This is a genomic window from Methylobacterium sp. UNCCL125 (assembly GCF_900116795.1).
GTDB lineage: Bacteria > Pseudomonadota > Alphaproteobacteria > Rhizobiales > Beijerinckiaceae > Methylobacterium > Methylobacterium fujisawaense.
This window is the reverse complement of sequence record NZ_FPBW01000027.1, coordinates 37,222-55,703: the sequence shown is the minus strand read 5'-3', so window position 1 is coordinate 55,703 and position 18,482 is coordinate 37,222. Positions and strand designations below refer to the sequence as shown.

Sequence of the window (18,482 nt, the reverse complement as noted above, 5' to 3'; positions counted from 1 at the left end):
GTGGCGCGGCGGGGGCCGAACCGCAAGGCTTGACGCTAAGGCGTTGCACCGATGGCGGCGGGCGTGAGCGGCCTCAGCCGTGCGATCGCCCCGGCGACGAGGTCCGGGCCGGCCCGGAGCGTGCCGAGTTCCACCGCCGACATCGCCAGCATCACCGGGGCCAGATTGGCGCGCGGCGTGCCGTCCGGCCCGAACAGGTCGAGGTCGTCGCCGGGCTTCAGGCCGACGCTGGCGCTGATCCGACCGGCATAGGCCTGGATCCGGACCTCGTCGCCGGTGCAGAGCGGGGCCGGCAGGCGCAGGTCGAGGACCGGCAGGCCGGCGGCGATCGCCGGCAGCAGCGCGGATTCGGCCACCATCCGCTCGGCACTCGGAACCCGGCTCGCCGTCTTCCGCTCGAGGAGCGCCGTCGGATCGGCGACGCTCCGGGCCGGCCGCGCCGGCTCGGCCGACGGGGCGATCCCGGCCGCGATGTCGGGCACCGGCTGGAGCATCGCCACGCGCGGCACGGCAGCCGGGCGGCGGGCGGGACGGCCGGCCATCCGGGCGAGGGGTGACCAGGGCTGCACCCGCAGGGCCGCCCGGCCCCGTGGCGCCCCGCCGGGGCGGTGCGCGGCGAGATAGCGGGCCCGGAGGGTCCGCCCGAGGCCCCGCGGCGCGAGGGCCGCCGAGACAGCGGGGGTCACGGCCGAGCGCCCCGGCCGCGCGGGTGCGGACGCGACGCGGCACTCCGCCGGCGCCCAGCGGCGCACGATGGCCAGCGCCGTACGCCGGCCGTAATCGCGGTAGTAGCGCCGCAGCAGGCTCGCGGCGGCATCGGCGCCGTCCTCGAGGGTGGCGAAGGCGGTGTGGCCCTCCCCGTCGGCGCCGATCTCGCCGGACCAGCGGGCGGACTTGATGCACCAGCCGTTGTTGAGCCGCACGCAGCGGGCGACGTAGGGCGGATCCTCCGCCAGCGAGGCCGTGACCGCCAGCGCCCGCGGCATCAGCTGCGCGCCGGTCTGGGCGTGCCAGTTGGAGACCGAGCGGGTGGCGGGATCGAAGCGCGGGGGCGGGCTTTCAGCCGGGGCGGAGGCCGCGGCGAGGGGCGGCAGGGCGTGCGTGAGGGCTGCCGCGCCGGCCTCGGCTCGGGGGACCAGGGTCGTGAACAGGATCAGCGCGTTCAGCAGCACGCGGATGGATCCTGTCGGCGGATCGGAGTCGCGACGCGCTCCCGCCCCCTGCAGAGGGGCGCGGGAGAGCGCGTGCCTCCGACCGCGGCGCGCCCGTCCGTTCCCCCGCTCAAAGACATGGCCGTGCGCCGCCGCCGCCTCACGGGTTCAGCACCTTGAGCGCCGCCTCGTGCAGCCGCGGGTCGCCCGCCGCGATCACGCGCCCGCCGCCCGCGGCAGGACCGCCGTCCCAGGCCGTGACACGCCCCCCGGCCCCCTCGACGATCGGGATGAGGGCGACGATGTCGTAGGGCTTCAGCCCGGCCTCGACGACGAGGTCGATCTGGCCGGCGGCCAGCATGCAGTAGGCGTAGCAATCGGCGCCGTAGCGGGACATCCGCACCTGCCCCTCCAGCGACCGGAAGCGCTCGGCCTCCGCGCCCGCCGCGAACAGGCGCGGATCCGTGGTGGCCAGGATCGCCTGGGCGAGGTCCGCGCAGCGCCGCGTCCGCAGTGTCCGCTCGCCCGACGGCGCACGCAGGCGCGCGCTGCGCCCGTCCCCGGTGAAGCGCTCCGCCAGATAGGGTTGGTGCATCATTCCGCGCACCGGGACGCCGTTGCGGCTCAGCCCGATCAGCGTGCCCCAGGTCGGCAGGCCTCCGATGAAGGCCCGGGTGCCGTCGATCGGGTCGAGGACCCAGACGCATTCGGCGTCGGTGCGCTCCGAGCCGAATTCCTCGCCGAGGATGCCGTGGCCCGGAAAGGTCTGGCCGATCATCGCCCGGAGCACGACCTCGGCGGCCCGGTCGGCCTCGGTGACCGGGTCGAACGGCGCTCCGCCGCGGGCCTTGTCGTCGAGGCCGAACTGGGCGCGGAAGAACGGCAGGATCGCCTTGCCGGACGCGTCCGCGAGGTCGTCCATGAACCGTCCGAGTTCGACGACGCTCATCCGTTCCGTTCCCTGCTGTGCCCGAAGGCCGCCCGACCGACTGCCCGACCGACCGCCCGATCCCGACGAAACCGGGGCGCCCCCCCGCCCGTCAAGCCCCCCGAGCTCATGCGTCGGCCGAGGCCGGCAGACGCGGCGCCCCGCGTTCCGGGTCCGGGGCGCCGTCCGGCGCCGCGCCGGTTCCGGCTGCACCGGTGGCGTCCGCCTGCGCCAGGACCGCCTCGACGGCCTCGCGCAGCGACCCCACCTGCCCATCGGCCTCCGCGGCGCCCCCCGGTCCGCCGGCGAGGCGGCTCGCCCCGTCATCCTGGGCGAGCCACAGGCCGAGCAGGATCGGCACCCCGGGCAACCGACCCTTCAGCCGGCGGATCAGCCGGCGCAGATGGGTCGGCTCGCCGTCGAGCGCCAGGGAGACCACGCAGACCATGCGCGCCGTCCCCGGATCGAATCGCCCGATCCGCGCGGAAGCCGTCTCGGCGAAGGGGATCGTGCGGACGCCGAGGCCGCGCTTCTCCAGGATCTGTGCGAGGATCGCAGCCGCGGCCTCGTCCAGGAAGCCGCGGCCCGCGACGCACAGGACCGCGCCCGCGCGGGTCCAGTCCTCGGAGAGCGCCTCCGGGGTCGGACCCATCGGCAGCGCGCTGCAGGCGCCCTCCTCCCCGTCGCCGGACGCGGCCGCGACGGCGTCGCTCCGGTCGGAGAGGTCGGCGATCAGCTCGGCGAGGGCCGCGCGCATCGCCGCCTTCTGCTGGGCGGTCAGCACCCCCCGGGCCGCGTCCTGGGCGGCGAGTTCGAGGGCCTTGAGCACCACGTCGTCGTAATAGGACGAGAGCGAGCATTGCTGCAGGATCAGCTCGGCATGGCCCAGCACCTCCTCGGCATCGCCCGCCAGGACCCGCTGATAGAAATTCTGGACGGGGGTCAGGGCCGGCCGGTCGCCGAACAGCACGTCCAGGAATTCCAGACGCTCCACGTAGCGGCCGAGCACGACGAGGCAGACGGTGAGCGGCGTCGAGAGCAGCAGGCCGACCGGTCCCCACAGCCAGGTCCAGAACAGCGCCGAGACCAGGACCGCGAAGGGTGAGAGCCCGGTGGATTGCCCGTAGACGATCGGCTCGAAGACCTGGCCGGTGAGCGGCTCCAGCACGACGAACAGGATCGCCACGGCGATCATCATGTTCCAGCCGGGATCGACCGCGGCGGCGAGCGCCATCGGCAGGAGGGCCGACAGGACGGCCCCCAGATACGGCACGAAGCGCATCAGGGCCGCGAAGATCGCCCAGAGCACCGGATTCGGCACGCCGATCACGTAGAGGCCGATGCCGATCACGATCCCGAAGGCGGCGTTGAGGGCGAGCTGCACCACGAAGTAGCGGCTGAGCCGCTTGGCGGCGTCGTCGATCGCCACGGTGGTCCGGTGCAGGTCGCTCGATCCCGCCAGCCGGATCATGCGGTCGCGCAGATCCTCGCGCTGCATCAGCACGAACAGCAGCACCACGAAGACGATGCCGACCGTCGCCAGCGGATGCATCACCGGCGAGAGCACGGTGGACAGCATCTCGATCGGGCCCGGCGGGCTCGCGGCGACCTCGACCAGGACGGGTTTCGGCGCGGCCTGGGGCTGCTCGGGACCCGGCGGCGTCGGCGGCGGTGTCGGCGGCGCGGGCGGCTGCGCCTCCGGGTTGTTCACCTCCTTGGCGCCGCCATGGAGCGCCCGCCCGATATTGGCGACGTATTCCGTGGCGTGTCCGACGGGCGAGTCGCGCAGCCCGTTGATCTTCCGCTCGATGGTGGCCCGGTAGCGCGGGACGTCGCCCGCGAGATCCGCCGCCTGGATGCCGATCAGGGTCGCCAGGGCGGCCACGATGCCCAGGGTCAGACCGACGCTGACGCCGACCGCCACCAGCCGGGGCAGCCGCAGCCGCCGCAGGCGGTTCACCAGCGGGGTGAGCACGAACGACAGGAGCAACGCGATCGCGATGGGGATGAAGATCTCGCGACCGAAATACAGGGCCGCGATGATGGTCGCCCCGACCACCACGGGCGACGCCATGGCGGCCCGCGGCGTCTCGGCCGCGGCGACGCGGGTCGGCCGCGGCGGAAGCAGAGGCGCCCTGGACCGGGCTGCCGGTTCGACCCCGACCGGGGTTTTGGTACCCATACGCTGATCCGCATCCCGTACGCGACGTGCGGGCCTCCGCCGGGAGCAACGGAAGCCACGCGCACGGGGAACGGCACGGGGGCTGAAAATGATCCCGCGGGCTGCGCCGGCCGTCTACGCCCCCGACACGCCGGCCCGCGCCACGTCGCCCGCATCCTTCAGTTCGGGCAGCGACCGGCACAGCTGCATCACCCGCTTGGCCTGCGCCACCGGGAGGATTCCGGCGGCGAGATCGGCGAACTTCGCGTCCAGCTGCGCATCGGACATCGGCTTCTCGACGCTGCCGATGGCATGCTCGATGTACCGGTGGACGGTCCGCCCGTCGTTCAGCGTCACGGTCATGTCGACCTGCGCGGGCTCGATGCCGGGGGTGATCACCGGGACCACCTTCTGGCGCAGCGCCACCACGCGCGGATCGTTCACCGCCCGGTCGCTGAACTGCTTCTCGCCGCCCGCGCCCTCCACGAAGGCCACCGCCGCCGCGTGGTAGATGCTGAACTTGCCCTCCAGGCCTGTCTTCGGCGCGGTCTTGCCGGTCAGCTCCAGCACCAGCGGATGGACCTTCAGGTCGACGCGCTTGATGTCCTCCGGCCGGACGTGGTCGGCGTCGCGGATCTGGATCGCCGCGTCGATCGTCGGGTGCATGACGATGCCGCAGGCGAAGGGCTTGTAGGTGTTCAGCTGCGCCTCGTAGCGGCTGCCGAGGCCGTCGGTGATCTCCGACCAGTCCTGCTTGGTGGAGATCGTGTTCGCCCAGCCACGCTTGGCCTCGATCATCCCGTCCGACGAGGTGAAGCCCTTCGCCGCCAGGATCGCGGCGAACAGGCCGTTGGAGGCTGCCCGGCCCGGGTTGAAGCTCTTGTTCATCGAGCCGAACGATTCGCGCAGGCCCACGGGCTGCGAGGCGGCGAGCCCCAGCGCGTAGACCATCTGCTGCTCGGTGAGGCCCATCAGCTTGCCGGCGGCCGCCGCGGCGCCGAACGGCCCGCAGGTGCCGGTGATGTGCCAGCCCGCATCGTAATGGTTCGGGTAGACGGCATTGCCGATCCGGCACTCGGTCTCGATCCCGACCACGAGGGCGTCGAGGAAGGCCTTGCCGGTGACCGGCTTCATCTCCGCATAGGCCAGGATCGCCGAGGCGACCGGGCCGGCGGGGTGGATGATCGTCTTCAGGTGGGTGTCGTCGAAGTCGAAGATGTGGCTCGACACGCCGTTGAGGAAGGCGGCGTTCAGGATGTCGAACCGCTCGGTCCGGCCGAACAGCCCGGCCTGGGGCGGACCCGAGAAGGGCTGCAGCGCCGAGACCGCCACGTCCACGGTCTCATGGTGCGAGCCGCCGATCGCCACCCCCACCCAGTTGAGGACGCTGCGCACGCTCTCGCGGCGGACCGGATCGGGCAGCGTGTCGTAGGACGACCCCAGGATCCATTGGGCGAGGATCTTCGTGACGTGCGGCGGCGGCGTCTTGGCGGCGGGCTTTGCCGCCTCGGCGGCCTCTCCGGCCTGCAGCGCGGGCGTCGCGAGGGCGAGCCCCGCGGCCCCGATGAGCGAGCGGCGATTCATCGACATGACGTTCTCCCAGGCAGGGCCGCTCCCGGCGGCTCCGGTTGGTCGACATGATAATGAATTCGATTGTGTCCGGTCAGCCGGGGCGTTTCATCGCGCCCGGTCTGACACCGCTGTCAGACCAGGACCGGCAGCGCCTCCTGCTCGCCCACGCCGAAGACCCGCCGGTAGCGGGCGACCTCGTCGGCCGGGCCCTGCGCCTTGGTGGGATTGTCGGAGAGTTTCACGGTGGGTCGGCCCTTCGCCTCCGTGACCTTGCAGACGATGGACACCGGATCGAGCTTGCCGTCCGGCAGGAGGCCGCGGAAATCGTTGGTGAGCAGCGTGCCCCAGCCGTAGCCGATGCGCATGCGCCCGTGGAACCGGGCGTGGATGCGCTCGATCTCGTCGATGTCGAGCCCGTCGGAGAAGATCGCGAGCTTGTCCCGCGGATCGTGCCCGCGCGCCTGCCAGAACCGGATCACCTCCTCGCCGCCCTCGATCGGATCCTTCGAATCGATGCGGATGCCGGTCCAGTCGCTGACCCAGTCGGGAGCATTGGCCAGGAATCCGGTGGTCCCGTAGGTGTCGGGCAGGATCACCAGCAGGTTGCCGCCGTAATCCTCCTGCCAGTCGGCCAGCACCGCGTAGGGCGCGGCGGCGAGCGCCCCGTCGTCCTCGGCGAGGGCGGCGTAGACCATCGGCAACTCGTGGGCGTTGGTGCCCACCGGCTCGACCTCCTGCCGCGCGGCGATCAGGCAGTTCGAGGTGCCGAGGAACGCGCCGCCCAAGCCCTCGGCCATGGCCTGCACGCACCAGTCCTGCCAGAGGAAGCCGTGGCGGCGGCGCGTGCCGAAATCCGCCACCGACAGGTCCGGCAGCTTCTGAAGCCGCTCGATCTTCTCCCAGACCCGGGTCATGGCCCGGGCGTAGAGCACCTGAAGGTCGAGCTTGCCGAGGCCCCGCAGCACGGCGCGCGCCCGCAGCTCGTTGAGGATCGCGAGCGCCGGGACCTCCCACATCGTGGTCTCGATCCAGGGACCGTGGAAGGTCAGCTCGTACTGGCCGTCATGGACGGCGAGCTCGTAGTCGGGGAGCCGGAAGGTCTCGAACCACGCCACGAATTCCGGCCCGAGGATGCGCCCCTGGCCGCGGAACACGTTGCCGCGCAGCCAGGTGATCTCGCTCTTGCTCAGCCGCAACGTCCGGGCATGATCGAGCTGTTCGCGCAGCAGGCCGGCATCGACCTCGTCGGCGATGCGGATGCGCCGCGTGCGGTTGGTGATGCCGAAGGTGGTCTCGATCGCGGGGTGCCGGCGCAGGATCGTCTGCGCCATCAGCAGCTTGTAGAAATCGGTGTCGAGCAGCGACCGCACGATCGGGTCGATGCGGAAACTGTGATCGTAGACCCGCTTCGCCAGATCGAGCATTCTTTTCGCACTCTGCCGCGCTTCGATGGCGCAGAGCGCATGCCGAGCCCGCGCCCGTCAAGAAGACGGGCGGCCTCTTCTCGGAAACCGCCCGTGCGAACGCCTGTCCTGAAGGCCGATCCTCAGGCGAGGTCGACCTTCTTGGTCTCGGTCTTGGGGCTCTCGCCGGTGAGGGAGGCCTTCACGTAGCCGTAGAGGTGCAGCATCGTGCTGTTGGGGCTGTCCCAGTACTCGCCCTTCTCCGGATGGACGCGGATCAGCGCCACCTCGGGATCATTCTTGCCGTTGGGGAACCACGTCTTCAGGCTCTCATTCCACTTGGAGTCGATGATCGCCTGATCGCGGACGATCTCGGCCTTGCCGGCCACCGAGACGTAGTTCTGGCTCGACGGGTCGGAATAGGCGAGGTTGATCTGGTTGTCGCGGCTGATCTCCGTCGTCTTGGGCGAGTGCAGCTTGGTGAAGAACCACAGGTCGCCGTTCTCGTCGGCATCGTTGTTCCACATCGGGCGGCTGTTGAGCGTGCCGTCGGAATCGACGGTGGTCATCATGGCGATCTTCACGTCCTTGATGAGCTCGAACAGCTTCTTCGCGCCTTCGTGGTCGCGGTGGTTGCCCTGATGCATGAAAATGGTCTCCTACGCGTCGTGTCGGTCCCGGCGGGCCTCTCCGAGAGGGGGCCGCCGAAGGCTGCCCCGACAACGGATCAATCTCCCGTTGGTTCAGCTTGCCCGTGCGGTGACGGAGGTTCGGATGAAACGCGTTCGGATGATCGTCCGTGCGGCGGTGCCGCTGGTGCTGGTCACGCTCGGCCTCAGCCTGCGGCCGGCCGCGGCCGAGGTGCGCTTCGGCCCGGGCGTGCGCATCGGCGGGCATGACTTCTCGCACCGGCGCTATGGCAGCGTCCATATCGAGCGCGTGAAGCGCCTGCGTGGCCCCCTCGGCTGCCGCCGCCTGCGTCACGGCGTCTACCGGCGCGGCGACGGGACCGTGGTGCGCGGACCCATGGAAGACTGTAACCTCATCGCTCGACCGCGATGACCGAAGACGACCGAAGACGACCGCGGAGCGGCGCGGGGCCGATCAGGCCGGGACGGGCGTCGGGACGCAGGCGATCGGGCCGGTCGTCGATTGAGGACGCGGGGTCTGGTGTTCTCGGCCCGCTCGGTTACATGCACGGGCATACTTGTTTGCCCGCTGGAGGACATCTTGGCGATTACCCGCGACGACGTGCTGAAGGCGCTCGCCAGCGTCACCGTCGATGCCGCCGGCACCACCCTGCCGGGCTCCGGCCGGCTCTCCCAGGTCGTGGTCGATCCGAACAACCGGGTGATGTTCTCGATCCTGGTCGATCCCAGCGAGGTCGAGCGGTTCGAGCCGGTGCGGCGGCAGGCGGAAGGGCGCGTCCTGCAGATGCCGGGCGTCTCGGGCGTGTTCGCGAGCCTCACCTCCGAGCGGAGCCAGAGCCATCCGGCGCAGAGCAGCGCCGCCCCGCGCCCCGTGACGCCGCCGCCGGTCGCCCCGCCGCGGCCCGGCGCGCCGCCGAACCAGGGGCCGCAGATCGCGGGCGTGCGCCACATCGTGGCGGTGGCCTCCGGCAAGGGCGGCGTCGGCAAGTCCACCACCGCCTGCAACCTCGCCCTGGCGCTCCAGGCCCAGGGGCTGAAGGTCGGCCTCCTCGACGCCGACATCTACGGCCCGTCGGTGCCCAAGCTGTTCGGCCTCTCGGGCAAGCCCACCGTCGTGGACAACAAGGCCATGGAGCCGATGGTCGGCTACGGGCTCAAGGTCATGTCGATCGGCTTCCTGATCGAGCCCGAGACGGCCATGATCTGGCGCGGCCCGATGGTCCAGTCGGCCATCACCCAGATGCTGCGGGACGTGCTCTGGGGCGAGCTCGACGTGCTCCTCGTCGACATGCCACCCGGTACCGGTGACGCGCAGCTCACCATGGCGCAGGCGACGCCGCTCTCAGGCGCCGTGATCGTCTCCACACCCCAGGACCTCGCTCTGATCGATGCCCGGCGCGGCGTCACCATGTTCAAGAAGGTCGCGGTGCCGATCCTCGGCGTGATCGAGAACATGGCGACCTTCGTCTGCCCGAATTGCGGCCACGCCTCGCACATCTTCGGACATGGCGGCGCGCGCATCGAGGCGCAGCGTCTCGGCGTGCCGTTCCTCGGCGAGGTGCCCCTCGACATGACCATCCGGGAGACCTCGGATTCCGGTCGGCCCGTGGTGGCAACCGACCCGGACGGGCCGCACGCGAAGGTCTATCGGGAGATCGCCGCCCAGCTCTGGGCGAACCTGTCCGGTGCGCCGGCCGGGCGGACGGCGCCGAAGATCGTCTTCGAGTGAGACCGTGCCCGCCCCTCCGGTCCTGGGCCTGATCCTGGCCGGCGGGCAGGCGCGGCGGATGGGCGGGGGCGACAAGCCGCTGCTGCGCCTCGACGGGCGGACCCTGCTGGAGCGGGTGGTCGAACGGCTCGGGCCGCAATGCGGGGCGGGGCTCGCCCTCAGCGCCAACGGCGACCCGGCCCGGTTTTCCGGGTTTCCCGGGCCGGTCCTGCCGGATCCGCTGCCGGATCAGCCGGGCCCGCTCGCCGGCATCCTCGCCGGGCTGGAACACGCCGCAGGACATGGGATGGCGCGGGTGGTGAGCGTGTCGGGCGACGCGCCCTTCCTGCCGGAGGATCTGGTGGCGCGGCTATGCGCGGCCGGCCCTGAATCGGGCATTGCCCTGGCTGCCTCGGGCGCGCGGCGGCACTTCACGATCGCCCTCTGGCCGACGATTCTGCGCGACGACCTGCGGGACTATCTGGGGCGCGGCGAGCGCCGCGTCGGCGCCTTCATCGACCGCCATGGCGCAGCGGTGGCGTCCTGGCCGGTCGAGCCGGTGGACCCGTTCCTCAACGTCAACACGCCAGAGGATCTGGCCGCGGCGGAAGCGCTCGGACTCAGGTCAGGATCTGAAGGCCATGTTTCTGGACGATCGTCAGGAGCTTGAGCGCCATGCCGCTGGGCTTCTTGGCGGCCGTCTCCCACTTCTCGACCGTGCTCTCGCTCGTGTTGAGATAGCGGGCGAAGACCGGCTGACTCACGTTGAGGCTTTCGCGAAGCCGCTTGATCTGAGCTGGCTCGATCGCGGGCGGCGCGGTGAGGCATGCTTCGTCGAACCAGCGCATCGTCGCCATGTCGGTCACACCAGCCTCATGGAGGGCTGCGGCGGTCGCATGAATCGACTCGAAGGCGTCACCTTTAAATGTCCGCTTCCCCACCATCGCAGATCTCCGTGATGTGCCCGGTCGAGACGAGGCGGGCGATATCCACCTCCGAAGTCTTCTCAAGTGCCTTGGCTAGCTGACGGAAGGCTCTCAGCTCATCGTCATCGATGTTGGCACGATCGTTCTTGGCGAAGAGGTACTGAGACAGCCAATAGGAGCCGACCTTGGTCAGGATGATGCTCCGGTGTCGGTTCCGGTTCAGGCGCTTCTTGAAGAAACCGCCGCCCAGGTCGTCGTCTTGGCCCTTCGCGACGTCTCTGATTGCCGCGCACAATTCCCGGTCGGCAATGCCGGCCTTTCGTGCCGCCTTGGCAAACCAGGCCGGCTTGAAGGTGCGCATTCCGGTATCGGACTCGGACACCGCGCGAGGCTGGCATCCGGGTCTTGCGCGGGGCTCACCCGCGCGCCTTGCGGGGCGCGCGGGTGAGGGACGATCAGGCGGCGCCGACGGTCGCCTTCACGATCTTGTCCGGCGAGCGCGGCGGCTCGCCCTTGTTGATCGTGTCGACGACGTCCATGCCTTCCACGACCTTGCCCCACACCGTGTACTGCTTGTCGAGGAAGCGGGCGTCGTCGAAGCAGATGAAGAACTGCGAGTTCGCCGAGTGCGGGAAGTTGGTCCGCGCCATGGAGCAGGTGCCGCGCACGTGCGGCTCGGCGTTGAACTCGGCCTTCAGGTCCGGCAGGTCCGAACCGCCCGAGCCGGTGCCCGTCGGGTCGCCTGTCTGGGCCATGAACCCGTCGATCACCCGGTGGAACGGCACGCCGTCGTAGAAGCCCTGAGCGGCGAGCGTCTTGATCCGCTCGACATGGCCCGGGGCGAGGTCGGGACGCAGCGCGATGACGACGCGGCCCTTGGTGGTCTCCAGTACGATGGTCTCGTTGTCGGCCATAGTCTTTCCTTCCGGTTGGGGGAACTGTATCGGCGCGCGCCGGATCCGGCCAGCGCCCGTAACGGGTGCGCCGGCCCTCAGGCCGGCGGGCGGTAGACGAAGCGGAGCGCCACCGGCCGGCCCGCGATGGCCCGGCCCAGGCCCGCCGTGATGTGGACCGGGGTGCAGCGCGCCAGGGCGTCGAGGGTGCCGCGCACCAGAGCGGTCCGCTGATCGCCCGCGGTGCCCGCCGCGTATGTGACGCGCGGCGCGCCGATCAGGCTCCCGTCGCGCCGCAGCGCGAGCCGCACGGTGATCTCGATATCGCCGGCCCCGTCGCCCGGGCGGGCGAGGCCGCCCGGCGCCTGCCAGCAGGCGGCGAGCGCCGGATAGAGCTCGGCCAGGGTGTCGGCGGGCCGCGTCGCCATCCGCGACACCGGCACCGCGATCGTCGCGCGCAGGGTCTGGGGCAGGCTCAGCGGATAGCCGCCCCCCGGCTCGTCGGCGTAGCCGTAGAAGGGGGCGCCGTCATAGGCCGCGGCGGCCGCCGGGATCAGGCTCAGCAGGAGGAGCGAGGCGGCGCGCCGACCCGGCATGCGGCCGCTACTTGGCCTTCTCGGCGAGGGTCATGCTGACGATCTTGTCGGGGTCCTGCACGGCGCCCCCGGGCGCGCCGGGGGCGGCCTTCTTGATCTTGTCGAGCACGTCGAGCCCGTCCGTGACGTTGCCGACGATCGTGTACTGGCCGTTCAGGAACGGCGCGTCGCCGAGGCAGATGAAGAACTGCGAGTTCGCCGAGTTCGGATCCTGCGAGCGGGCCATGCCCACGGTGCCGCGGCGGAACTGGGCCGATTGCGTGAATTCCGCCGGGATGTTCGGCAGGCTGGAGCCGCCGGTGCCGTTGCCCTTCGGATCGCCGGTCTGGGCCATGAAGCCGTCGATCACCCGGTGGAACTTGAGGCCGTTGTAGAAGCCCTGCGAGACCAGCGTCTTGATCTGCTTGACGTGCTTGGGCGCCAGGTCCGGCCGCAGCTCGATGGTGATCCGCCCGTCCTTGGTCTGGAGGTAGACGGTGTTGGCGTCGGCAGCCCAGGCCGCCGGGGCCGTGCCGAGCGTGAGGGCGAGCGCGAGTAGGGCGTGGCGTCGGTTCATCGAAGTCCTTCCAGTCTCAGGAATGGGCGGCGAAGCGCTGCCGGAGGCGCGCGGCCACGGCGGCGGGCACGAAGGGCGAGACGTCGCCCCCCATGCCGGCGATCTGGCGCACCAGCGTCGCGGTGATCGGGCGCACCTGGATCGAGGCCGGCAGGAACACGGTCTGCACCTCCGGCGCCATGGCGCCGTTCATGCCGGCGAGCTGCATCTCGTAGTCGAGGTCGGTGCCGTCGCGCAGGCCGCGGATGAACAGCGCGGCACCGCAGCGCCGGGCGGCCGAGACGGCGAGATCGTTGAAGGTCACGATCTCCAGCGTCGCGCCCTCCTCCTGCGCCACCGGCCCGCAGGTCTCGGTCAGGAGCGCCGCCCGCTCCTCGGCGGAGAACAGCGGCGCCTTGCCGGGATGCACGCCGATGGCGATCACGAGGCGGTCCACCAGCCGGCAGGCTTGGCGGACCACGTCGAGATGGCCGTTCGTGACCGGGTCGAACGAGCCGGCATAGAGGGCAGTGCGGGTCATCGCGACCCGACCTAGAGCATTTTTGCGCGGGACGGAACCTCGGGGCGGGACGGCCGGAGCCTCATGCCTCCTCGGGACCGCCCTCGATGCTGCCCTCAATGCCGGGCTCCTGCCCGGCTTCGCCGTTGGTTTCGTCCTCGCCCTCGATATGCTCCACCGAGACGACCTTCTCGTCCTTGGCGGTGTTGAACACCGTCACGCCCTGCGAGGCGCGGCCGACGATGCGGATGTCGTCCACCGGCACCCGGATCAGCTGGCCGCCATCGGTCACCAGCATGATCTGGTCCGAGGCCTCGACCGGGAAGGAGGCCACGAGGCTGCCGTTGCGGGCGTTGACCCGCATCGCCGTGATGCCCTTTCCGCCGCGTCCCGAGGTCCGGTACTCGAAGGACGAGGAGCGCTTGCCGTAGCCCCGCTCCGACAGGGTGAGCACGTATTGCTCGGCCGCCCCCATCTCGTTGTAGCGGTCCAGCGAGATCGCCGCGGCCTCGGCGCCGTCCTCGGCCTCCGCCTCGCCGTTCTCCTCCGCCTCGCCGGTCACGGCGCGACGCATCTTCAGGTAGCCGGCCCGCTCCTCAGCGGTGGCGTCGAAGGCGTTCAGGATCGTCATCGAGATGACCCGGTCGTCCTTGGCGAGCTGGATGCCGCGCACGCCGGTCGAATCGCGGCCCTTGAAGACGCGCACGTCCTCGACGGGGAAGCGGATGCACTGGCCGAGCGCCGTGGTCAGCAGCACGTTCTGGTCCGGACGGCAGATCTCGACATGGACGATGTGGTCGCCCGGATCGAGCTTCATGGCGATCTTGCCGTTGCGGTTCACCGTGGTGAAGTCCGACAGCTTGTTGCGCCGGACGTTTCCGCTCGCGGTCGCGAACATCACGTCCAGCGTTTCCCAGGACGCCTCGTCCTCGGGCAGCGGCATGATCGTGGTGATGCGCTCGGAGGTGTCCTGCAGCTGCAGGATGTTCACCAGCGCCTTGCCGCGGGCGTTCGGGGCGGCCATCGGCAGGCGCCAGACCTTCTCCTTGTAGGCTTGGCCCTGGCTGGAGAAGAACAGCACCGGCGTGTGGGTGTTGGCCACGAACAGGCGGGTGACGAAATCCTCGTCGCGGGTCGCCATGCCGGAGCGGCCCTTGCCGCCGCGGCGCTGGGCCCGGTAGGTCGAGAGCGGCACGCGCTTCACGTAGCCGGCATGCGACACGGTCACCACCATGTCCTCGCGGGCGATCAGGTCCTCGTCCTCGACGCTGCCGTCGAAGTCGACGATCTCGGTCCGGCGCGGGGTGGCGAACTGCTCGCGGACCTCGATCAGCTCCTGCTTCACGATGGTCTGGATGCGCACCCGCGAGCGCAGGATGTCGAGATAGTCGGCGATCTCGTCGGCGAGCGTCTTCAACTCGTCGCCGACCTCGTCGCGGCCCAGAGCCGTGAGGCGCTGCAGGCGCAGGTCGAGGATGGCGCGGGCCTGGGTCTCGGACAGGCGGTAGGTGCCGTCCTCGGCGACCCGGTGGCGCGGGTCGTCCACCAGCGCGATCAGCGGCGCGATGTCGTGGGCCGGCCAGTCGCGGCCCATCAGGGCCTCGCGGGCCGTGTTCGGGTCCGGCGAGGTCCGGATCAGGCGGATCACCTCGTCGATGTTGGCGACCGCGATGGCGAGGCCGCACAAGACGTGCGCCCGCTCGCGGGCCTTGCCGAGGAGGAACTTGGTCCGGCGGGAGACGACCTCCTCGCGGAAATCCACGAAGGCCTCGAGCAGGTCCTTCAGGTTCATCAGCTCGGGGCGGCCGCCGTTCAGCGCCACCATGTTGCAGCCGAAGGAGGATTGCAGCGGCGTGAACCGGTAGAGCTGGTTCAGCACCACGTCGGCCATGGCGTCGCGCTTGATCTCGACGACGATGCGCATGCCCGTCCGGTCGGATTCGTCGCGCAGGTCCGAGATGCCCTCGACGCGCTTTTCCTTCACCAGCTCGGCGATCTTCTCGACGAGGGTCGCCTTGTTGACCTGATAGGGGATCTCGGTGAAGATCAGCGCCTCGCGCTCCTTGCGCAGCTCCTCGACATGCGACTTGGCGCGCATGATCACCGAGCCGCGCCCCGTCGCGTAGGCCTGGCGCGTGCCGGCGCGGCCGAGGATCATGCCGCCGGTGGGGAAGTCCGGGCCGGGCACGATCTCGGTGAGCTGCTCGATGGTCAGGCCCGGATCGTCGATCAGGGCCACGCAGGCGTCGATCAGCTCGCCGAGATTGTGCGGCGGGATGTTGGTGGCCATGCCGACCGCGATGCCGCCGGCGCCGTTGACGAGGAGATTCGGGAAGCGGGCCGGGAGGACGGTCGGCTCCTCGCGCGACTCGTCGTAGTTCGGTCCGAAATCGACGGTGTTCTTGTCGATGTCGGTGAGCAGCGCGGTGGCGGGCTTGGCCAGCCGCGATTCGGTGTAGCGCATGGCGGCCGGCGGATCGCCGTCCACCGAGCCGAAATTGCCCTGCCCGTCGATGAGCATGAGGCGCATGGAGAAGTCCTGCGCCATCCGCACGAGGGCGTCGTAGATCGATTGGTCGCCGTGTGGGTGGTAGAGACCGATCACGTCGCCGACGATGCGCGCCGACTTGACGTATTTCCGCTCGGGCAGGTGCCCGGATTCGAAGGCGGAGTAGAGGATGCGCCGGTGGACCGGCTTGAGACCGTCCCGGGCGTCGGGAAGCGCCCGGCTCACGATCACGCTCATCGCGTAATCGAGGTAGGAGCGGCGCATCTCGTCGGTGATGGAGACGGGGCGGATGTCGCTGGCGGGCGGGGCGGCGCCAGTCGGATCGTTCTCGGCCAAGTCGATTTCCGTTCTGAGGCCCGGACGGGCGGTGCTCGCGGCGGCCAGGCGGCGCGCGATGCGCCGCAACGGCCTTACGGAAGAGCAGTGATATCAGACGGTTAAATAAGGTTTTCCGAGGCCGCCCGCAAGGTCACCCGCGAGGCCGCGTCCCGGCCGGATCGGGCCGGGACGCGGGGGGCTTCGCTCAGTAGAACGTCACGTGCCGGGGACCGAAACGGCGGCCGTGCCAGACGTGGTGGCGGTGCCAGTGACGGCGGAAATGGTGGTGCCGGTGCCAATGGTGACGGCGGTGCCAATGGTGGCGGCGATGATGCCAGTGGCGGCGCCAATGATGGTGCCGGTGCCAGTGGCGCCGGTAGTGCCAGCGGGCCTGCTGCACGGCGGGGGCGGGCGCTGCGGCCTCGGCGCTCGCCGGGACCGGCAGGGGCGCCGCGCGCGCAGGCGCACTCGCCAGCCCGCCGAGCAGGGCGGCGAGGAGGACCAGGATTGGCCAGGGTCGCATCGTTTCTCTCCCGTGTGAGCACCCGTCCGAGTCCAGCGGATCCGGGCCGGCACGAGGCTCGCGCCGTTGCCGGAAACGGCCAAGGTCGGCAAACGGTTCGATCCGTTCTGACTGCGCAGATGCGCCGCCCTTGCGTGCGGCGGCAAAGCGCCCAGTTTCCGGACAGGCGCATCCGGGCCGTCCCCCGCCCGGTCCTTCGACGAGCCGCGTAAGACTCCCATGGCGTTCGCGTTCCCCGACTCCGTCCGCGCCCTCCTGCCGCGCCGCTTCAGGGATCGCCGTCCGCGGGTCGCCGTGGTCCGGCTCTCCGGCACCATCGGGGCGGTGTCTCCGATCCGTCCGGGCCTCTCGATCGGCGGCGTGGCGGGCAGCCTCGAGCGGGCCTTCGGGATGCCGGGGGTCAAGGCGGTGGCGCTGCTGATCAACTCGCCGGGCGGTTCACCGGCGCAGTCGCACCTGATCCACCGCCGCATCCGGGCCCTCGCCGAGGAGAAGCGTCTGCCGGTGATCGCCTTCGTGGAGGATGTCGCGGCCTCCGGCGGCTACATGATCGCCTGCGCGGCCGACGAGATCATCGCCGATCCGACCTCGATCGTCGGCTCCATCGGCGTCGTCTCGTCGGGGTTCGGCTTCCATGGCCTGCTGGAGAAGCTCGGCGTCGAGCGTCGCGTTCATACGCAGGGCGAGGCGAAGTCGATGCTCGACCCGTTCCGCCCGGAGGATCCCGCCGACGTGGAGCGCCTGAAGCGCATCCAGGCCGACGTGCAGGACCTGTTCACCGGCCTCGTCACCGCCCGGCGCCCGACCCTGGCCCGCACCGAGAACCTGTTCACCGGCGCGGTCTGGACCGGGCGGCAGGCGCTGCCCCTCGGTCTCGTCGATGCGCTCGGCGACCTGCGCACCGCGATGCGCGCCCGCTTCGGCGAGACGGTCGACCTGCGCCTCGTGGCCGAGGCCCGGGGCAGCCTCGTCTCCCGCCTGCTGCGCCGGGGCGGCGCGCCGGGCGGGATCGAACTCGCCGAGGGGGCGATGGCCGCCGTCGCGGAGCGCGCAGCCTTCGCCCGCTACGGGCTCTGAGACGGGGCCGGAGGACTTCGCGCTTCGGCGCCCTTCGGAGATCCGCTACCGCCCGGCACGCCGGGCGGAGACGCGGGCGAGCGCCGCGAGATCCTTCTCGCCGTCGCCGTGGCTGATCGCCTCGATGAGGCCGTCGCGCAGCACGCTCGCGAAGGGCATCGGCACCCCCGCGCCCTCGGCGGCCTGGAGGGCGAGCCGCATGTCCTTGGCCCCGAGCTTGAGGAGGAAGCCCGGCGGCTCGTAGCGGTTCTGCGCGATCGAGGCGCCGTAGCCCTTGTAGACCGGCGCGGCGAACAGCGTGTTGGTCATCAGGTCGAGGAAGTCGGCGCCCGGGACGCCGTGGCCCTCCGTGAGGGCACAGGCCTCCGCCATGGCCTCGATCGCCGAGATCAGCATGAAGTTGCCGGCGAGCTTGACGGCGTTCGCCCGCGCCGGGTCGTCGCCGAAACGCCAGGTCCTGGCACCCATGGCGTCGAGGAGCGGGCCCGCGCGGTCGATCAGGGCCGCCGCCCCCGCCGCCACGATGTTGAGCTTGCCGGCCTCCGCCACGTCCGGCCGCCCGAAGACCGGCGCCGCGATGTAGGGGACGCCCGCCCGCTCGTGCACGGCGGCGAGCTGCCGGGCGAGCGCCACCGAGATCGTGCTCATGCCGATGTGCAGGCCCGGGCGCTCCGGCCGGTCGAGCAGGCCGCCGGCCACGATCACGGCTTCGAGCGCCGCGTCGTCGGCCAGCATGGTGATGACCGCGTCGCCGGCGAAGGCCTCGGCGGCGCTCGCCACGGGGGTGACGCCGTCGATGCCGCGCGCGGCCTCGGGCGAGCGGTTCCAGGCGCGGACCGTGTGACCCGCCCGCGCGAGGTTGGCGGCCATGGCGCGACCCATCCGCCCCAATCCGATGAATCCAACGTCCATGCCGTGCTCCTCGACGCGCTCTGCCGCCTGCCAACCTGGGTAACCCCGCGCGGCGGTCAACGGCGCCCGGCCGGATTTGCGCCTATCGCCGGCCGTGGCA

The 18,482-nt window shown here is 71.0% G+C and carries 19 protein-coding genes; 4 read left to right on the top strand and 15 right to left on the bottom strand.

The annotated features are described in order from the left end of the window. Positions 1-35 precede the first annotated feature (35 nt). The 6 genes from BM396_RS24465 to BM396_RS24440 all read right to left on the bottom strand — a co-directional run bounded on the left by BM396_RS24465 (position 36) and on the right by BM396_RS24440 (position 7,862). Positions 36-1,172, bottom strand: coding sequence for a hypothetical protein (locus tag BM396_RS24465; RefSeq protein ID WP_043384387.1), 1,137 nt, complete (start codon positions 1,170-1,172; stop codon positions 36-38). A 139-nt stretch (positions 1,173-1,311) separates the two neighbouring features. Continuing rightward, on the bottom strand, positions 1,312-2,100 hold the full coding sequence (gene hisN / locus BM396_RS24460) for a histidinol-phosphatase (RefSeq protein ID WP_043384389.1): 789 nt from the start codon (positions 2,098-2,100) through the stop codon (positions 1,312-1,314). 106 nt (positions 2,101-2,206) lie between these two features. Beyond that, entirely contained in the window at positions 2,207-4,261 is a 2,055-nt protein-coding gene (locus BM396_RS24455; RefSeq protein ID WP_043384392.1) for an AI-2E family transporter, read from the bottom strand. Between the two features lie 114 nt (positions 4,262-4,375). Next, on the bottom strand, positions 4,376-5,830 hold the full coding sequence (locus tag BM396_RS24450; protein ID WP_043384394.1) for an MmgE/PrpD family protein: 1,455 nt from the start codon (positions 5,828-5,830) through the stop codon (positions 4,376-4,378). Positions 5,831-5,943: 113 nt separating this feature from the next. After that, positions 5,944-7,236: a nicotinate phosphoribosyltransferase gene (pncB, locus tag BM396_RS24445; RefSeq protein ID WP_043352305.1), complete on the bottom strand. Its 1,293-nt coding sequence runs from the start codon at positions 7,234-7,236 to the stop codon at positions 5,944-5,946. Positions 7,237-7,358: 122 nt separating this feature from the next. Then, positions 7,359-7,862 (bottom strand): pyridoxamine 5'-phosphate oxidase family protein, encoded by a 504-nt coding sequence (locus BM396_RS24440; RefSeq protein ID WP_043384396.1) that lies wholly within the window; start codon positions 7,860-7,862, stop codon positions 7,359-7,361. Positions 7,863-8,004: 142 nt separating this feature from the next. Here BM396_RS24440 and BM396_RS24435 point away from each other — a divergent pair, with 142 nt between their 5' ends. From BM396_RS24435 to mobA, 3 genes are all read left to right on the top strand, one after another. Beyond that, a complete protein-coding gene (locus tag BM396_RS24435) occupies positions 8,005-8,277 on the top strand; it encodes a hypothetical protein (RefSeq protein ID WP_043352300.1) in 273 nt (90 codons plus the stop codon). A 168-nt stretch (positions 8,278-8,445) separates the two neighbouring features. Further along, a complete protein-coding gene (gene apbC / locus BM396_RS24430) occupies positions 8,446-9,594 on the top strand; it encodes an iron-sulfur cluster carrier protein ApbC (RefSeq protein ID WP_043384399.1) in 1,149 nt (382 codons plus the stop codon). 4 nt (positions 9,595-9,598) lie between these two features. After that, entirely contained in the window at positions 9,599-10,243 is a 645-nt protein-coding gene (gene mobA / locus BM396_RS24425; protein ID WP_081948698.1) for a molybdenum cofactor guanylyltransferase MobA, read from the top strand. On the opposite strand, the gene BM396_RS24420 is transcribed toward mobA, so the two are convergent. From BM396_RS24420 to BM396_RS24385, 8 genes are all read right to left on the bottom strand, one after another. Beyond that, complete coding sequence (locus BM396_RS24420; RefSeq protein ID WP_043384402.1) at positions 10,194-10,517, bottom strand: helix-turn-helix domain-containing protein; 324 nt, start codon at positions 10,515-10,517, stop codon at positions 10,194-10,196. The two genes, mobA and BM396_RS24420, sit on opposite strands and share 50 nt — an antisense overlap. After that, on the bottom strand, positions 10,495-10,860 hold the full coding sequence (locus BM396_RS24415; RefSeq protein WP_170867502.1) for a type II toxin-antitoxin system RelE/ParE family toxin: 366 nt from the start codon (positions 10,858-10,860) through the stop codon (positions 10,495-10,497). Before BM396_RS24415 ends, BM396_RS24420 begins: the two co-directional genes overlap by 23 nt. A 94-nt stretch (positions 10,861-10,954) precedes the next feature. Beyond that, positions 10,955-11,413, bottom strand: a complete 459-nt coding sequence (locus BM396_RS24410; RefSeq protein ID WP_043352288.1) for a peptidylprolyl isomerase — start codon at positions 11,411-11,413, stop codon at positions 10,955-10,957. A gap of 77 nt (positions 11,414-11,490) precedes the next feature. Next, on the bottom strand, positions 11,491-11,988 hold the full coding sequence (locus BM396_RS24405; RefSeq protein ID WP_043384406.1) for a hypothetical protein: 498 nt from the start codon (positions 11,986-11,988) through the stop codon (positions 11,491-11,493). 7 nt (positions 11,989-11,995) lie between these two features. After that, entirely contained in the window at positions 11,996-12,544 is a 549-nt protein-coding gene (locus BM396_RS24400; protein ID WP_043352284.1) for a peptidylprolyl isomerase, read from the bottom strand. Between the two features lie 16 nt (positions 12,545-12,560). Continuing rightward, the gene (gene coaD, locus BM396_RS24395) at positions 12,561-13,064 is read right to left on the bottom strand and encodes a pantetheine-phosphate adenylyltransferase (protein WP_043352282.1); all 504 of its coding nucleotides are present in this window, start codon (positions 13,062-13,064) and stop codon (positions 12,561-12,563) included. A 61-nt stretch (positions 13,065-13,125) separates the two neighbouring features. After that, the gene (gyrA, locus tag BM396_RS24390) at positions 13,126-15,888 is read right to left on the bottom strand and encodes a DNA gyrase subunit A (protein WP_043384503.1); all 2,763 of its coding nucleotides are present in this window, start codon (positions 15,886-15,888) and stop codon (positions 13,126-13,128) included. 187 nt (positions 15,889-16,075) lie between these two features. Then, positions 16,076-16,393, bottom strand: coding sequence for a hypothetical protein (locus BM396_RS24385; RefSeq protein ID WP_078947154.1), 318 nt, complete (start codon positions 16,391-16,393; stop codon positions 16,076-16,078). A 219-nt stretch (positions 16,394-16,612) separates the two neighbouring features. On the opposite strand from BM396_RS24385, the gene BM396_RS24380 reads away from it, so the two are divergent. Then, positions 16,613-17,470: a S49 family peptidase gene (locus BM396_RS24380; RefSeq protein WP_043384412.1), complete on the top strand. Its 858-nt coding sequence runs from the start codon at positions 16,613-16,615 to the stop codon at positions 17,468-17,470. A gap of 45 nt (positions 17,471-17,515) precedes the next feature. On the opposite strand, the gene BM396_RS24375 is transcribed toward BM396_RS24380, so the two are convergent. After that, positions 17,516-18,442 carry an NAD(P)-dependent oxidoreductase gene (locus BM396_RS24375; RefSeq protein ID WP_345820069.1) on the bottom strand — a complete coding sequence of 309 codons (927 nt, stop codon included), beginning with the start codon at positions 18,440-18,442 and terminating at the stop codon, positions 17,516-17,518. Between the last annotated feature and the right edge of the window lie 40 nt (positions 18,443-18,482).

What these genes read in the sequence shown, in the direction of transcription:
- hisN (WP_043384389.1), bottom strand. Translation starts at nt 2,100, where the DNA reads ATGAGCGTCGTCGAACTCGGACGGTTCATGGACGACCTCGCGGACGCG.
- BM396_RS24455 (WP_043384392.1), bottom strand. Translation starts at nt 4,261, where the DNA reads ATGGGTACCAAAACCCCGGTCGGGGTCGAACCGGCAGCCCGGTCCAGG.
- BM396_RS24450 (WP_043384394.1), bottom strand. Translation starts at nt 5,830, where the DNA reads ATGTCGATGAATCGCCGCTCGCTCATCGGGGCCGCGGGGCTCGCCCTC.
- pncB (WP_043352305.1), bottom strand. Translation starts at nt 7,236, where the DNA reads ATGCTCGATCTGGCGAAGCGGGTCTACGATCACAGTTTCCGCATCGAC.
- BM396_RS24440 (WP_043384396.1), bottom strand. Translation starts at nt 7,862, where the DNA reads ATGCATCAGGGCAACCACCGCGACCACGAAGGCGCGAAGAAGCTGTTC.
- BM396_RS24435 (WP_043352300.1), top strand. Translation starts at nt 8,005, where the DNA reads ATGATCGTCCGTGCGGCGGTGCCGCTGGTGCTGGTCACGCTCGGCCTC.
- BM396_RS24420 (WP_043384402.1), bottom strand. Translation starts at nt 10,517, where the DNA reads ATGGTGGGGAAGCGGACATTTAAAGGTGACGCCTTCGAGTCGATTCAT.
- BM396_RS24415 (WP_170867502.1), bottom strand. Translation starts at nt 10,860, where the DNA reads ATGCGCACCTTCAAGCCGGCCTGGTTTGCCAAGGCGGCACGAAAGGCC.
- BM396_RS24410 (WP_043352288.1), bottom strand. Translation starts at nt 11,413, where the DNA reads ATGGCCGACAACGAGACCATCGTACTGGAGACCACCAAGGGCCGCGTC.
- BM396_RS24405 (WP_043384406.1), bottom strand. Translation starts at nt 11,988, where the DNA reads ATGCCGGGTCGGCGCGCCGCCTCGCTCCTCCTGCTGAGCCTGATCCCG.
- BM396_RS24400 (WP_043352284.1), bottom strand. Translation starts at nt 12,544, where the DNA reads ATGAACCGACGCCACGCCCTACTCGCGCTCGCCCTCACGCTCGGCACG.
- coaD (WP_043352282.1), bottom strand. Translation starts at nt 13,064, where the DNA reads ATGACCCGCACTGCCCTCTATGCCGGCTCGTTCGACCCGGTCACGAAC.
- BM396_RS24385 (WP_078947154.1), bottom strand. Translation starts at nt 16,393, where the DNA reads ATGCGACCCTGGCCAATCCTGGTCCTCCTCGCCGCCCTGCTCGGCGGG.
- BM396_RS24380 (WP_043384412.1), top strand. Translation starts at nt 16,613, where the DNA reads ATGGCGTTCGCGTTCCCCGACTCCGTCCGCGCCCTCCTGCCGCGCCGC.